15 protein-coding genes are annotated in these 12,882 nt (G+C 39.0%); 9 read left to right on the top strand and 6 right to left on the bottom strand.

Annotated features, from left to right (window positions below; all coding sequences use genetic code 11):
- Positions 1 to 312: 312 nt before the first annotated feature.
- From OK025_RS03490 to purE, 4 genes are read left to right on the top strand one after another with little or no spacing between them, the layout of a single operon-like run.
- Entirely contained in the window at positions 313 to 903 is a 591-nt protein-coding gene (locus tag OK025_RS03490; RefSeq protein ID WP_075991126.1) for an NADH-quinone oxidoreductase subunit A, read from the top strand.
- A gap of 2 nt (positions 904 to 905) precedes the next feature.
- On the top strand, positions 906 to 1,409 hold the full coding sequence (locus tag OK025_RS03485) for an NADH-quinone oxidoreductase subunit B (protein WP_411567689.1): 504 nt from the start codon (positions 906 to 908) through the stop codon (positions 1,407 to 1,409).
- A 31-nt stretch (positions 1,410 to 1,440) separates the two neighbouring features.
- Positions 1,441 to 2,583 carry a 5-(carboxyamino)imidazole ribonucleotide synthase gene (locus tag OK025_RS03480; protein ID WP_317668353.1) on the top strand — a complete coding sequence of 381 codons (1,143 nt, stop codon included), beginning with the start codon at positions 1,441 to 1,443 and terminating at the stop codon, positions 2,581 to 2,583.
- Positions 2,584 to 2,591: 8 nt separating this feature from the next.
- Entirely contained in the window at positions 2,592 to 3,101 is a 510-nt protein-coding gene (purE, locus tag OK025_RS03475) for a 5-(carboxyamino)imidazole ribonucleotide mutase (protein ID WP_088160297.1), read from the top strand.
- Positions 3,102 to 3,145: 44 nt separating this feature from the next.
- Here the strand turns inward: purE and OK025_RS03470 are convergent, their stop codons facing one another.
- The 4 genes from OK025_RS03470 to bshA form a co-directional block, all read right to left on the bottom strand.
- On the bottom strand, positions 3,146 to 4,129 hold the full coding sequence (locus OK025_RS03470) for a sugar phosphate isomerase/epimerase (RefSeq protein WP_317668352.1): 984 nt from the start codon (positions 4,127 to 4,129) through the stop codon (positions 3,146 to 3,148).
- 227 nt (positions 4,130 to 4,356) lie between these two features.
- On the bottom strand, positions 4,357 to 4,920 hold the full coding sequence (frr, locus tag OK025_RS03465) for a ribosome recycling factor (RefSeq protein ID WP_317668351.1): 564 nt from the start codon (positions 4,918 to 4,920) through the stop codon (positions 4,357 to 4,359).
- A gap of 29 nt (positions 4,921 to 4,949) precedes the next feature.
- A complete protein-coding gene (gene pyrH, locus OK025_RS03460; RefSeq protein ID WP_075991132.1) occupies positions 4,950 to 5,654 on the bottom strand; it encodes a UMP kinase in 705 nt (234 codons plus the stop codon).
- Positions 5,655 to 5,728: 74 nt separating this feature from the next.
- Positions 5,729 to 6,871 carry an N-acetyl-alpha-D-glucosaminyl L-malate synthase BshA gene (gene bshA, locus OK025_RS03455; RefSeq protein WP_317668350.1) on the bottom strand — a complete coding sequence of 381 codons (1,143 nt, stop codon included), beginning with the start codon at positions 6,869 to 6,871 and terminating at the stop codon, positions 5,729 to 5,731.
- A 352-nt stretch (positions 6,872 to 7,223) separates the two neighbouring features.
- Between bshA and OK025_RS03450 the strand changes: the two genes are divergently transcribed.
- The 5 genes from OK025_RS03450 (at position 7,224) to OK025_RS03430 (ending at position 11,534) form a co-directional block, all read left to right on the top strand.
- Positions 7,224 to 7,943, top strand: coding sequence for a DUF1003 domain-containing protein (locus tag OK025_RS03450; protein ID WP_317668349.1), 720 nt, complete (start codon positions 7,224 to 7,226; stop codon positions 7,941 to 7,943).
- Entirely contained in the window at positions 7,940 to 8,344 is a 405-nt protein-coding gene (arfB, locus tag OK025_RS03445) for an alternative ribosome rescue aminoacyl-tRNA hydrolase ArfB (protein WP_317668348.1), read from the top strand. The genes OK025_RS03450 and arfB overlap by 4 nt, the downstream gene beginning before the upstream one ends.
- A 150-nt stretch (positions 8,345 to 8,494) precedes the next feature.
- On the top strand, positions 8,495 to 8,863 hold the full coding sequence (locus OK025_RS03440) for a BlaI/MecI/CopY family transcriptional regulator (protein ID WP_317668347.1): 369 nt from the start codon (positions 8,495 to 8,497) through the stop codon (positions 8,861 to 8,863).
- 30 nt (positions 8,864 to 8,893) lie between these two features.
- Positions 8,894 to 10,627 carry an energy transducer TonB gene (locus tag OK025_RS03435; RefSeq protein ID WP_317668346.1) on the top strand — a complete coding sequence of 578 codons (1,734 nt, stop codon included), beginning with the start codon at positions 8,894 to 8,896 and terminating at the stop codon, positions 10,625 to 10,627.
- Between the two features lie 16 nt (positions 10,628 to 10,643).
- Positions 10,644 to 11,534 carry a hypothetical protein gene (locus tag OK025_RS03430; RefSeq protein WP_317668345.1) on the top strand — a complete coding sequence of 297 codons (891 nt, stop codon included), beginning with the start codon at positions 10,644 to 10,646 and terminating at the stop codon, positions 11,532 to 11,534.
- A 22-nt stretch (positions 11,535 to 11,556) separates the two neighbouring features.
- Here the strand turns inward: OK025_RS03430 and OK025_RS03425 are convergent, their stop codons facing one another.
- Together OK025_RS03425 and OK025_RS03420 are read right to left on the bottom strand one after the other, a co-directional pair.
- Positions 11,557 to 11,847, bottom strand: a complete 291-nt coding sequence (locus OK025_RS03425) for a chaperone modulator CbpM (RefSeq protein WP_317668344.1) — start codon at positions 11,845 to 11,847, stop codon at positions 11,557 to 11,559.
- 4 nt (positions 11,848 to 11,851) lie between these two features.
- Positions 11,852 to 12,784, bottom strand: a complete 933-nt coding sequence (locus OK025_RS03420; protein ID WP_317668343.1) for a J domain-containing protein — start codon at positions 12,782 to 12,784, stop codon at positions 11,852 to 11,854.
- Positions 12,785 to 12,882 lie beyond the last annotated feature (98 nt).

The raw sequence follows: 12,882 nt of genomic DNA, 5'->3' as shown, positions 1-12,882 counted from the left end.
TAAGAAGGGCATCGTTTTATACGATGCCCTATTTTTTTTTCTGAAAGTGTCTGGTCTTATTGGCCAGAAAGAACCTTCAGTCGGCTTTCATTGTTTTTGGTGTCTAAGAAGCCATGCAGGTTTTGATCATTGCATTGCCTTTTTGATTAATTTTTTCGGTTCTACTATGCGCTGTGGATGATGAATCTAGGTTTCTTGCGGACAGGATACTGGTGGTTGATTCCGTAAATTCGAACTGTTTTTAAAGAAATAATTTGTAATTTCAAGTTCCGCACCCGAGTGAACGAAATATTTGTTAAATTTGTAATTATTATGGATGACCCCGCGCAATTATCGGAATACGGCAAAATCCTTATCATTCTTCTGATAGGGGCGCTGTTAGTCTGTGCGACCATTTTTCTTGCACGTTTAATCTCTCCGAAAAAGAATAATCCCATCAAATCTGGTACCTACGAATGTGGAGAGGATCCCATTGGTTCTTCTTGGGTTCAGTTTAATCCACGGTTTTATGTGATCGCCCTCGTATTTTTACTTTTTGATGTGGAGCTTATTTTTATTTTTCCATGGGCCACTGTATTTGGACAGTCCGAATATATTGCAGCAGATGGAAGGTGGGGGTGGTTTACCATGATAGAAATGGCTATGTTCATTGGTATTTTAATTCTAGGATTGGTTTTTGTCTGGAAAAAGGGCGATCTAGAATGGGTTAAACCGAATGTGTCCTTACCTAAAGTTCCTGTACCTATCCCGGATAGCGCCTATGCAAGCCTGAATAGCAAGACTTATCAGGTGCGTGATTATGCACTGGTTGTAGATGAAACTGTCGCGCACAAAACAACGGTAGATGAACAGGTGTCGACGCCGAAACCAGCCTTTAAACCTCGATTTAAAAAACCTGAGTAAGCATGAGTTTAGATAGTCAATTGCAGAATAATGGTGTTATTGTTGCCAAATTAGATGATTTGCTGAATTGGGCAAGATTATCTTCGATGTGGCCTATGAGCTTTGGTATTGCTTGCTGTGCCATTGAAATGATGGGGGCAATGGCTTCAACTTACGATTTAGATCGGATTGGCGTATTTCCAAGGCCTTCTCCAAGGCAATCCGATGTGATCATCATTGCTGGAACGGTTACCTTTAAGATGGCCGATCGAATCAAGAAACTATATGAACAGATGCCAGATCCTAAATATGTTATTTCGATGGGCTCTTGTTCCAACTGTGGTGGTCCCTATTGGCAGCATGGTTATCATGTGGTCAAGGGGGTAGATCGCGTTATCCCTGTGGATGTTTATGTCCAGGGATGTCCACCACGTCCAGAGGCACTAATTGGTGCTTTTATTGAATTGCAAAAAAAGATAGACAAAGAAAGCTTGTTAGGTGAGCAATTGTTCAACGGAAAAGCTTAAAAAATAAATTTTATAAGATTTTAAATCAATTATGGCAAAAGATTTTTATGGTGAATTGCAATTGGGTATTCTTGGCGGTGGTCAACTGGGAAGAATGCTCATCCAGGAAGCCATTAATTACAATGTAAATGTTCATGTATTGGACCCGGATAAGAATGCTCCTTGTCGTAAGTTGTGCAATAAATTTGAATGTGGTTCATTGGGCGATTTTGAAACGGTCTATAATTTCGGTAAGGATTTGGACATGATCACGATCGAGATCGAGAAGGTGAATGTAGATGCTTTGGAGAAACTGGAAGGCGAGGGAGTAATCGTGTACCCGCAATCACGTATCATTCGTCTGATTCAAGATAAAGGTCTACAAAAGCAATTTTTTAAACAAAACGATATACCAACGTCGGCGTTTCAATTGATATCCAATAAGGATAATTTAGTAAATGCCTCGTTAAACTTACCGTATATCCAGAAATTACGTAAGGATGGATATGATGGAAAAGGGGTGAAGAAGATTGTTACCCAACAGGATATACAAGAGGCGTTCGAAGAAGCTAGCTTAATTGAAGAATGGGTAGATTTTGAAAAGGAAATTGCGGTCATTGTTGCCCGGAATGATAAGGGTGAGGTGTCTACATTTCCAATGGTGGAGATGGAATTTAATCCTCAGGCTAACTTGGTGGAATTTTTGATTGCGCCGTCTTTGTATGGTGTAGAGATTCAACAACGCGCGGAGGCGATAGCAAAAAAGATTGCCGATGATTTGCAGATCGTAGGTATATTGGCTGTAGAGATGTTCCTAACGAAAAATGGTGATATTCTGGTCAACGAATTGGCTCCGCGCCCGCATAATAGTGGTCATCAGACAATAGAGGGTAACTATGTGTCGCAATTTGCTCAACACTTAAGGGCTATATTCAATCTACCGTTAGGTGATACCAGATGCAGAACGAATGCCGTTATGATTAACCTTTTGGGGGAAGCCGGTTATGAAGGGTTGGCTAAGTATGAGGGGGTTGAAGAGGTGCTGGCTATGGAAGGTGTATATATCCATCTGTATGGTAAGAAATATACAAAGCCATTCCGCAAAATGGGCCATGTTTGTATCATCAATGATGATCGGGAGAAAGCGATCTCCAACGCAAGAAAAGTACAAGAAATATTAAAAGTTAAAGCTTAAACAATACTATGTCAGTCAATAATAAGGCCCAGGTAGGCATTATCATGGGAAGCAAATCAGACCTTCCTGTTATGCAGGATGCTATAGATGTGCTCAAAGCCCTTGGAGTGGAATTTGAGGTAACGATCGTCTCAGCACATCGTACACCACAACGTATGTTTGATTATGCGAAAAATGCAGCATTTCGTGGTTTGAAAGTTATTATTGCTGGAGCTGGTGGTGCGGCGCATTTGCCAGGAATGGTCGCTTCTATTACACATTTACCTGTAATAGGCGTGCCTGTAAAATCATCAAATTCCATTGATGGATGGGACTCGGTACTTTCTATTCTTCAGATGCCCAATGGTATTCCTGTAGCAACTGTCGCTTTAAATGCGGCGAAGAATGCAGGTATATTGGCTGCTCAGATTCTTGGTACACATGATGAAACAATCAGCAAGAATATCATCGAATTTAAAGAAGAGTTGGCGAGAAAAGTAATCGAGACCGCAGTGGAGGTAGAAGATACCGAATTTTAAGCTGACAATCTTACAAAATAAAAAAGGGAGCATTGCTCCCTTTTTTATTTTGTAAGATTTGTCTGAACATAATCGTAGCTCTTTTTAAGACTTTCCATCTTATTGGGCATATAAATATTATCTTGTTCAACAAAAGCATATTTAAGTCCTGATTTGCTCTTTTCTTTAACAATTTCAGGGAAATTGATGCTTCCGGTTCCCACTTCGGTATATTTGATATCGTTGAAGATTTGTTCGATAGGCAATTTTCCATCTTTAGGCCATTCAATAGGATTGGATTTTGTTTTATCCATATCTTTAACGTGCCAAAGTTTAAAGCGGTTGGGGAATTTTTCAAACAAAGCTATCGGGTTTTTACCCGCTTTTTCTGCCCAGAAAAGGTCTAATTCAAAATCGACCAAGTCGGGTTCGGTGAATGCTAACATAACCTCTTCACCCGTCGTATTATTGCCTAGATCCCTAAATTCCCAGAAATGGTTGTGATAAGCAACTTTTAAACCTAATTTTTTAGCCTGTTCACCAGCCTTATTCAATTGCTCTGCAGCATAGAGATAATCGTCTTTTTTCAATGCATTCAGATCAAACATCGGTGTTACAGGAGCAATTACATATTCTTGACCAAGTTCTTTTGCTGCATCAAAATAAACCGCAAGATCCTCTTTGTCGGTATGAGCTTTACTAAGGTATTTGGACATATCATAATGGCCTGAATGTGTTTTTAGACCGTTATCATCCAATATTTTCTTCAACTCTTTGTAGGGTAATTTCCAGAACTGTTTGGCTGTGGCGTCTATGCCATAGAGCTCAACATGTTTATACCCAATTTTGGCAATTTGTTCCAGAGATCCTTTCGGATCTTTATCCATTAAATCACGAATGGAATAGAGCTGCACGCCTATATTCTGTAATGGATTGTCGCTGATTGCTCCGGCTTTATTTTGACAAGATATAAAGTTGGGCACCAGATAAGCTGCCGAAAGACCTATTCCAGCTTGCTTTAAAAATTGACGGCGAGAATTGTTCATCATATAATTGATTACTTGTTAGTGTACAATGTACAATTATTTGTTCAGAAATCAATGGTGTAACAAGGAATATTTTTGAAGAGTATGTTGATTTTATAAACGATAAAATCTTCGGAGAGCCAAGCTATTGTATGTCGGTAAGTGCCCGTTTTAAGGGGAGTAGGGAGGTCTTTATACCAAAAAAAGGTCTGAATATTTTTCAGACCTTTTTTCTATTCAAGTAGGAAAACTTAAACAGTCATGATATCTTTTTCTTTCAGTTCAGCCAATTTATCAACTTTTACAATGAATGCATCCGTTAATTTTTGAACCTCACCTTCAGCAGTTTTGATCTCATCTTCAGAAGCGCCGTCATTTTTTAATTTTTTGATGGATTCGTTTGTATCTTTACGGATATTACGAATACCAATACGGCCTCTTTCAGTTTCTTCTTTTACTTTCTTAACCAAATCACGTCTTCTTTCTTCTGTCAAAGGAGGGATATTCAGACGAATAACGATGCCGTCATTCTGTGGGTTAATTCCTAGGTTAGCGTCTGTGATAGCTTTTTCAATTGCGTTGATGAGCGATTTTTCCCAAGGTTGGATAACAATAGTCCGTGCATCAGTTGTATTGATGTTGGCCACTTGTGAAAGCGGAGTGGCGCTGCCATAATAGTCTACTGAAATTCCATCTAACATAGATGGAGAAGCTTTACCCGCACGAATTTTAGTTAATTCGGATTCGGTGTGAGCAACTGCTTTGGACATCTTGTCTTTACAATCGTCCAATTCAATTGAAATTAGTTCGTTCATATAAGATTACGTTTTTTACAGATTTAAAATTATTTAACCACAGTTCCGACATGTTCACCATTGGCAAGTTTTAATAAATTGCCTGGTTTGTTCATATCAAATACGATGATCGGTAATTTGTTTTCTTGACAAAGGGTAAAGGCAGTCATATCCATGACATTTAATCCTTTCTCATAAACCTCTGTGAATGATATTTCTTCAAATTTTGTTGCACTAGGATCTTTTTCAGGATCTGCAGTATAGATACCATCTACACGTGTTCCTTTCAATACTGCATCGGCATTGATCTCAATTGCACGCAAGGATGCTGCAGTATCTGTGGTGAAATATGGATTTCCAGTACCAGCTCCGAAAATAACAATACGGCCTTTTTCCAGGTGGCGAACGGCTCTTCTACGAATAAAAGGTTCACAAATTTGCTCCATTTTGATCGCAGTAAGCAAACGTGTCTTTTTCCCAACTTTCTCAAGCGCATCCTGAAGAGCCATGCTGTTGATGACTGTGGCAAGCATGCCCATATAGTCTGCTTGAACACGGTCCATGCCTGATTTTTCAGCGCTTAGACCACGGTATATATTACCGCCACCGATAACAATTGCAATTTCTAAACCTTGATCGTGAATTTCTTTGATATCATTAGCGTATTGTGATACACGGTTAATATCGATACCATAGCTTTGGTCACCCATTAAGGATTCACCGCTAAGTTTTAATAAGATACGTTTGTATTTCATAATTGTTTTTTTGGAAATTTTCCAAAGGTCAAAGATAAAATATTTTTTTTATCCCTTAAGCCTTAAAGTGATATTTATTGTGCTTTTATTGTTTGATTGATGACTTCTTGATAATACTGCTCATACAAAGGCATAATATTAGACAATTGGAATTTTTTCGCATGATTTAAAGCTGCTTCTTTAAATTTCTCTAAGCGCTCTCCATCTTCCAGGATATAAATCGAATTTTTTGCCATATCATCAACATCACCCACCGCACTCAGAAATCCAGTGACACCGTTTTCATTTAGTTCAGGTAAACCTCCGGTATTGGAAGAGATGACCGGAACTTGACAGGCCATGGCTTCTAGGGCTGCAAGCCCGAAGCTTTCCGAGCTTGAAGGCATTAGGAAAAGATCCGATACAGACAATATTTCTTCCACTGCGTCTTGTTTCCCCAAGAAACGGACGTCTTTGCATACATCAAGTTCTCTGGATAGCTCCTCTGCATTTCGACGCTCGGGACCATCACCTACCATTAATAATTTGGAAGGGATTACATCATGTACTTTCTTAAAAATACGAATAACATCTTCTGTATTCTTAACTTTCCTAAAGTTGGAGGTATGAACCAATATACGTTCATTGCCCGGTGCAATGGCTTTTTTGAAATGTGACCGATCTTTATTGCTGAACCTATCCAGATCAATAAAGTTTGGGATTACTTTGATGTCTCGGGTAATGTCAAAGTATTGGAGCGTTTGATCTTTCAGATTCTGTGATACCGCAGTTACGCCATCGGATTGATTGATGGAGAATGTAACAACAGGACTAAAACTCTTGTCTTTACCAACCAGTGTAATATCTGTACCATGTAAGGTGGTCACTACGGGAATATTAATGCCATACGTAGTGAGTAAAATTTGTTTTGCCATAAATGCCGCTGATGCGTGTGGAATGGCATAGTGCACATGGATCAAATCCAACTTTTCGAAACGAACTACATCAACCAATTTGCTGGCTAATGCAGATTCATAGGGTAGAAAATCAAAAAGGGGGTACTGTGAAACAGCTACCTCATGGTAGTATAGGTTTTCAGAGAAGAAATCCAGACGTGCGGGTTGTCGGTAGGTGATAAAATGGATCTCATGTCCATTAGCGGCCAAAGCCTTTCCTAGTTCGGTTGCAACTACACCACTTCCACCAAAGGTGGGATAACAAACAATTCCTATTTTCATCTGCGTAATTATGTCTGAGCGTATATTTTTAATGGCATCCCGTAAGAAGCGCTGTTTAATTTTGTTTAAAGGTTCTCAGGAACCTCGTGTTAGTATTCTGTATGTTGTCGTCTAAGACATCTGATGCCTTTCGCATATAAGCTATAGTGTTCGTGAAGCACGGACGATGTTATTTTGCTTAACAATTGTCTTCTTAAGATGATAACATGAAAAATTAGGATACTTACTCCTGAATTTTGTGTTGCAAATTTCGACTATTTATGCGTAAAATAACAAAAACCAATTGCCATAGTTTTGTGAATTTTTTGAATGCTTAAAAAACATTATCTTTAAATACATATTTAATCATTATATGGAGAACTTCGTCAGTGCTATTTCAGGGCAAGAATTTCCTGTAGAGCAACGTATTTTGGGCGCTTCGATTCGACAGCCCATTTTTAAGCTGGTCAAAAAGGAATATCCAAGTTTTAGTAAGGATAAATATATTGCAGCTACGGAGTTGATGAAATATAAAGAAGCTTATATAGCCGAATTTCTAAAAGATGAATTCGGGCAATTAAGCCAATTGGACCAGCAAGTGATCGATAGTTTTAGGGAAAATAGAGTAATCAGCGCAAGTTTGGATGGTGATAGCAAAGAATGTTTAACCCTGGGAGAACGGGTTGCAGACAAAGTAGCTGAGTTTGGCGGAAGCTGGACCTTTATTATTTCCTTTATGCTGTTTTTAGTTGTTTGGATTGCAGCGAATATCTATTGGTTGAACAATAAAGGATTTGATCCTTACCCTTTTATTTTGCTTAATCTTATTTTGTCCTGTGTAGCTGCTTTACAGGCTCCCGTTATCATGATGAGTCAAAATCGGCAAGAAGACAAAGACCGTGAGCGTGCTCGAAACGATTATGTCGTCAATTTGAAGGCTGAACTCGAAATTAGGGAATTGCATGAGAAAATAGATCATCTTATTATTCGCAAAGAACAGGAACTGGTTGAGGTACAGCGGGATCAAGTGGAGAAATTGGGGTTCCTATTAAAAAAGATGGAAAAAATAGAAGAAGCATTTAAAGATAAATGAATTTAGAAAGTGTAATAGGAGAACTTACGTTTAAGTTTTCCAGGTCGGGCGGAGCAGGGGGACAACATGTAAACAAGGTGTCATCCAAAGTATTGCTGCAGTGGGATGTAGCGCTTTCGACAGCTGTTTCTGTCGAAGAAAAAGCGATGATTTTCACCGTGTTGACAAACCGTATAAATAAAGAAGGAATACTGCAACTGGAATGCGATATTGACCGGTCGCAGATCCGCAATAAAGAAATCGCAATCGATCGCTTTAAGCGTATATTGACGGCCGCACTTGTGCCAGCAAAACCTCGTAAGAAAACCAAAACTCCGTATTCGAGTGTTCTCAAAAGGCTGGATCGAAAGAAACAACAGTCGCAATTGAAAGCTTCAAGGAAAAAGAATTTCGATGAATAAATATGACAATATTTCGTATTGAAAAAAAATAATACACTGATTATCAGTTTATTGATTATTAAACTAATTTATTAGTTGTTAAACTATGTTTTTAGTTATAACTTGTCTATTGATTTATTATTCAGGTATTTATTTTATTCTTGAGGAGTTATGGAGGATTTTAAAGAGTTAACGAAAGCTGAGGAGCAGATTATGCAAGAGCTCTGGGAGATGGGCCGTGGCTTTGTCAAAGAGATTATTGATCGACTTTCGGAACCGAAACCGGCTTACAATACGGTCTCGACCATCGTTCGTATTCTTGAAACAAAGGGCTTTGTAACGCATGAATCTTTTGGGAAAAGTCATCGATATTTACCAAAGATTTCAAAAGAGGAATATAAGAAAGGTATTACAGGTAAGTTATTAACCAATTATTTTGATAATTCGCCCAAAAGTATGCTCTCTTATTTTTTGGAAGAGAACAGGTTGGACATCAAAGAACTTGATGACATCTTGTCCATCATCGAACGTAATAAATAACAACCAATCCTCTTTTATAAACTTTTGATTATGATTTACTTATTGATTGTCAATATTTCATTGATTATCAGTTTTGTGCTCTACAAACTGATTTTTAGAAAACTTACTTTTTTTCAGTGGAATCGGATCTATCTGATTGGAATGGTTGCATTCTCTTTATTAGCTCCCGTGGGTATTTTTATTGAATTGCCCAAGACAGAGATGATTTCCAATCATATTCCACAGGTCGATTTAGGAACATATATGGATGTCGAAATCGGGAGCCCGATCGAAGAAAAACCTCTTTTTCTATTGGATATTCTTACCAAGATCTATTGGATAGGAGTGGGCGTCGCCTTTTTTTTCCTGGTGGTGCGCATCAGGCAACTTGTTCGAGTATTGCGCTCTTCTCCTGAATACCTGAGTTTTTCTTTTTTTAATAGGATCGTGATTGGAAAATCGATTAAAAACAAGGAGAATATTGCATGGCATGAGCAGGTCCATACTGCGCAGGGGCATTCCTACGATTTGGTGTTGATTGAGCTGCTGAAAATTTTTAATTGGTTCAATCCTGTTGTGTATTTCTTTCAAAAAGAAATCAGGTTTCAACACGAGTATATTGTAGATGAAATTTGCTCGACCGATAAAGTGGCTTATGCAGAAATGCTGGTTGCTCATGCATTACGTACAGATCAATTGGCTTTTTCACATGAGTTTTCCAACCATTCTTTTTTAAAGCAGCGCATCACGATGTTATTTAAAGTTAAATCTGTACAGAGACAACGCTTGTTATATGTGATTGTGTTGCCCATGCTATTGGTGGTATCGGGGTCTACGTTGGTCTTTAATACGAGTAGGGCCAAGGATATGGTAGCAGATGTTGAAGAAAGCGTCAATAGGTTAACTGTGATTGATGAGCAGACATTATCGAAACAACCTGAGGAGTTAAAAAACGAACAGGTAAATGAAGACAGGAAGGTCTACAAAGATCCGGAGGTATTGGCTATTCCAGCTGGAGGAATGAAAAAGTATGTCATGGGATTGGCCAGTAGAATCCAGGTGAGTGATGAAGCAATCAAGAATAATGTGATCGGGGTAATTGTTATCACAGCCATCGTGGAGAAAAACGGTGATTTGAGCCATATAAAGGCTAAGAATGATTTGGGCTATGGCCTGGCATCAGCTGTGGAAAATGCTGTAAAAGCAAGTGGGAAATGGAAACCTGCAATCGTCAATGGAAAGGTCGTTCGATCGCTGCTTTCCTTGCCCGTTACCGTTGGCGGAAAAACAACTTATTATTGGGAGGAAACCGACACATTGGGCAGAAAGGCTCGGATGTCATCTCATTCATTCCCAGGTGCTGAACCTGGTGAAGACACAGAAAAACAACTCAAGGAAGTAAAATCGATAAGGACAGAAGATGAGCGCGACCGCTGGAATCTTTCGTTGGATTTTCAGTCCGATTTAGTAACTTTTGATAAAGTTGAGGTGCAACCAACACCTATTGGGGGAATGCGATCTTTTATGATTTGGGTAGGCGATAATTTTGTTTTTCCTGAAGCAGCAATTAAACGGGAGGTTATTGGTATTGTTGAAGTGGCTTTTATTGTCGAAAAGGATGGTAGTTTATCCCATGTTGATGTAAAAAAAGATCTTGGTTATGGAACCAAAGAGGCGGCATTGGAGCTCCTAAAAGGTGCGAAAAAATGGAAACCGGGATTAGTCAACGGTAAACCGGTACGCGTGGCTTACACATTGCCGATTCGTTTAAATTTAAAGAAGTAAAGATTAGATCATAAATATGCAGAGCAGATTCATTCAAATTTTCTATTTTATTGTGGTTGTGGCCATGCTTTCTTCCTGTAAGTCCTATAAAGTAGTTCCCAACGGTTTTGCAGTACAAGGAGATGAGTATTTTGTTAATATAAACAAAGAGCTCACGGTATTCCTCGGGGATGATATTATGGAAAGCAAAAATTGGCAGGGCAATTCGAGTCCGATTAATGCACATCAGGTTGACCTTCGATTTCGTCGTGTATTGCGTTATTTACGTTATTCAGATACCGCGTATCAGGTTTTGTTTTCTGGACATCTGGAAGGAAAATATCAGTATGATATGCTTGCTGTAGTGAACAACTCGCCAAATATAAAAGGAAAGAAAAACCATTTACTTGATCTAAGTTCTTTTCAACGGGAGCAGAATAAAGAAGGACGATATTTTTATACGACTACAACTTTTAAGGGACAAAAGCTGCTTCATTTTGTAATTCCTTTTAATGGACGACTTTGGCAGGAGAAAATGGTGTCTCTTATCTTTCTCGTACCCGAGGATTTTACCGACATTGCGTGGGCAAAGGATGTAGTCATGTCGAATGTTGCTATGTATCGCGATCGTTATAAATTTACCCCGAGCCGCACAGAGATTTTATGCCCTGATGATGGTAGTAGCCGTTCGCATTTGGATTATAAAATCCCTGAAGAAAAGGTGAATAAAACAGGCTATATGTTAATGAAAGCTTATGGTGAAGTTGACGGAGAACGAAAACTGGTTGTTTACCGCGTGATGAAGCCCGGTGATTTTTATGGGTCCTTTGTGACCTGCAAAGGAGATTATGAAATTCTGTATACCACATTGCAAGACAAAATTGTTTGGCAGACCAAGGTGAATACAGAGCGGGATGTCGAATTCTAAAGAATAAATTGAAAGCCTTGGATCAATAATCCAGGGCTTTCAATTTATTCTTTAAATGCAAAATTTCATTTTGGAGCTGTTCGACTTTCTCCAATAGATGGCTGGCCACCTGAATTCCAGCAGGATTTACTTCAAGGTCATAATAGAGATTCGAAAAGCGTTCCAACTTTTGGAGTTCTTCTTCATCGATATATTGTTCTTCCTGTTGAATTACGATGTGTATGAGCCCATATTCCTCCATGGTTTGCAGAAACGTTGTTTCAACCTTTCTGGACTGGCAGAAGTCGATGACTTTAATGAGTGTCGTTTCCATAAGATTATTGTTTTAAATCCTTCAACTGTTGGAACAATGCCTTTTCTTCGGCAGATAGATTATTGGGCATTTGGATATTCAATGTGACATAAAGGTCGCCAAATTCACCTTCCTTTCGGTATAAGGGGAATCCTTTTCCTTTAAGTCGCATTTTTGCGCCATTTTGACTTTCGGCTTTAATTTTCAGTTTAACTTTTCCACCGAACGTATCTAAGGTCACTTCGCCGCCTAAAATAGCTGTATAGAGGTCTACATCAAGTGTAGTGTATAAGTCATTCCCCTGGCGTTTAAAACGGGCATCTGGTATGATATTAATTGTGATATAGAGATCTCCCTTTGGCCCCCCGTTGATGCCCTCACTGCCATATCCTTTCAGTTTGATTTTCTGACCATCCTCCACTCCAGCATGAATCGTGATGCGGATACTTTTTCCATTGATATTGAAGGTCTGTTGATGTGTCGTGTAAGCTTCTTGTAAAGTTAAGCTGAGCTCGGCATTAAAGTCCTGTCCACGAAATGTACTTTGGCGACCTCCCCCGCGTCTGCTGCCAAACATCTGTTCGAAGAAATCCGAGAATTGCCCATCATCAAAGTTTCCGGTGTACTCGTGGGAGCCGCCGCTACCAAATGGATTTCCCCCAGCTCCGAATGGGTTTCCTCCGGTGGATTGGGACTGACGGTATTGTTGTTGCGCTTTTTCATACTCCTCTCCATGTTGCCAATGTTCACCGTATTGGTCATATTTTTTGCGCTTTTCGGGATCGGATAATACTTCATTTGCCTCATTAATCTCCTGAAATCGTTGTTTGGCCTCATTGTCATTGGGGTTGACATCAGGGTGGTATTTACGGGCTAGTTTTCGATATGCTTTTTTGATCTCATCAGCTGAAGCTGTTTTATCAATGCCAAGCACTTTATAGTAATCTACAAAAGCCATAAATTATACTTGTTTTGTATTAAAGATAACAATAATTGTGGATAAAAGGTTTATGCTAAAGGTCATTTTAATACATAAAAAAGCAAGTAAACAATCAT

The organism is Sphingobacterium sp. UGAL515B_05 (assembly GCF_033097525.1).
Classification (GTDB): Bacteria; Bacteroidota; Bacteroidia; order Sphingobacteriales; family Sphingobacteriaceae; genus Sphingobacterium.
Note: the sequence above shows the minus strand (reverse complement) of the source record. Positions and strands in the feature narration are given on the sequence as shown.

Coding starts and splice junctions, on each gene's coding strand:
- frr (WP_317668351.1), bottom strand. CDS start 4,920: ATGAACGAACTAATTTCAATTGAATTGGACGATTGTAAAGACAAGATG.
- OK025_RS03435 (WP_317668346.1), top strand. CDS start 8,894: ATGATTTACTTATTGATTGTCAATATTTCATTGATTATCAGTTTTGTG.
- OK025_RS03470 (WP_317668352.1), bottom strand. CDS start 4,129: ATGATGAACAATTCTCGCCGTCAATTTTTAAAGCAAGCTGGAATAGGT.
- bshA (WP_317668350.1), bottom strand. CDS start 6,871: ATGAAAATAGGAATTGTTTGTTATCCCACCTTTGGTGGAAGTGGTGTA.
- OK025_RS03450 (WP_317668349.1), top strand. CDS start 7,224: ATGGAGAACTTCGTCAGTGCTATTTCAGGGCAAGAATTTCCTGTAGAG.
- arfB (WP_317668348.1), top strand. CDS start 7,940: ATGAATTTAGAAAGTGTAATAGGAGAACTTACGTTTAAGTTTTCCAGG.
- OK025_RS03430 (WP_317668345.1), top strand. CDS start 10,644: ATGCAGAGCAGATTCATTCAAATTTTCTATTTTATTGTGGTTGTGGCC.
- OK025_RS03480 (WP_317668353.1), top strand. CDS start 1,441: ATGGCAAAAGATTTTTATGGTGAATTGCAATTGGGTATTCTTGGCGGT.
- purE (WP_088160297.1), top strand. CDS start 2,592: ATGTCAGTCAATAATAAGGCCCAGGTAGGCATTATCATGGGAAGCAAA.
- OK025_RS03485 (WP_411567689.1), top strand. CDS start 906: ATGAGTTTAGATAGTCAATTGCAGAATAATGGTGTTATTGTTGCCAAA.
- OK025_RS03440 (WP_317668347.1), top strand. CDS start 8,495: ATGGAGGATTTTAAAGAGTTAACGAAAGCTGAGGAGCAGATTATGCAA.
- OK025_RS03420 (WP_317668343.1), bottom strand. CDS start 12,784: ATGGCTTTTGTAGATTACTATAAAGTGCTTGGCATTGATAAAACAGCT.
- pyrH (WP_075991132.1), bottom strand. CDS start 5,654: ATGAAATACAAACGTATCTTATTAAAACTTAGCGGTGAATCCTTAATG.
- OK025_RS03490 (WP_075991126.1), top strand. CDS start 313: ATGGATGACCCCGCGCAATTATCGGAATACGGCAAAATCCTTATCATT.
- OK025_RS03425 (WP_317668344.1), bottom strand. CDS start 11,847: ATGGAAACGACACTCATTAAAGTCATCGACTTCTGCCAGTCCAGAAAG.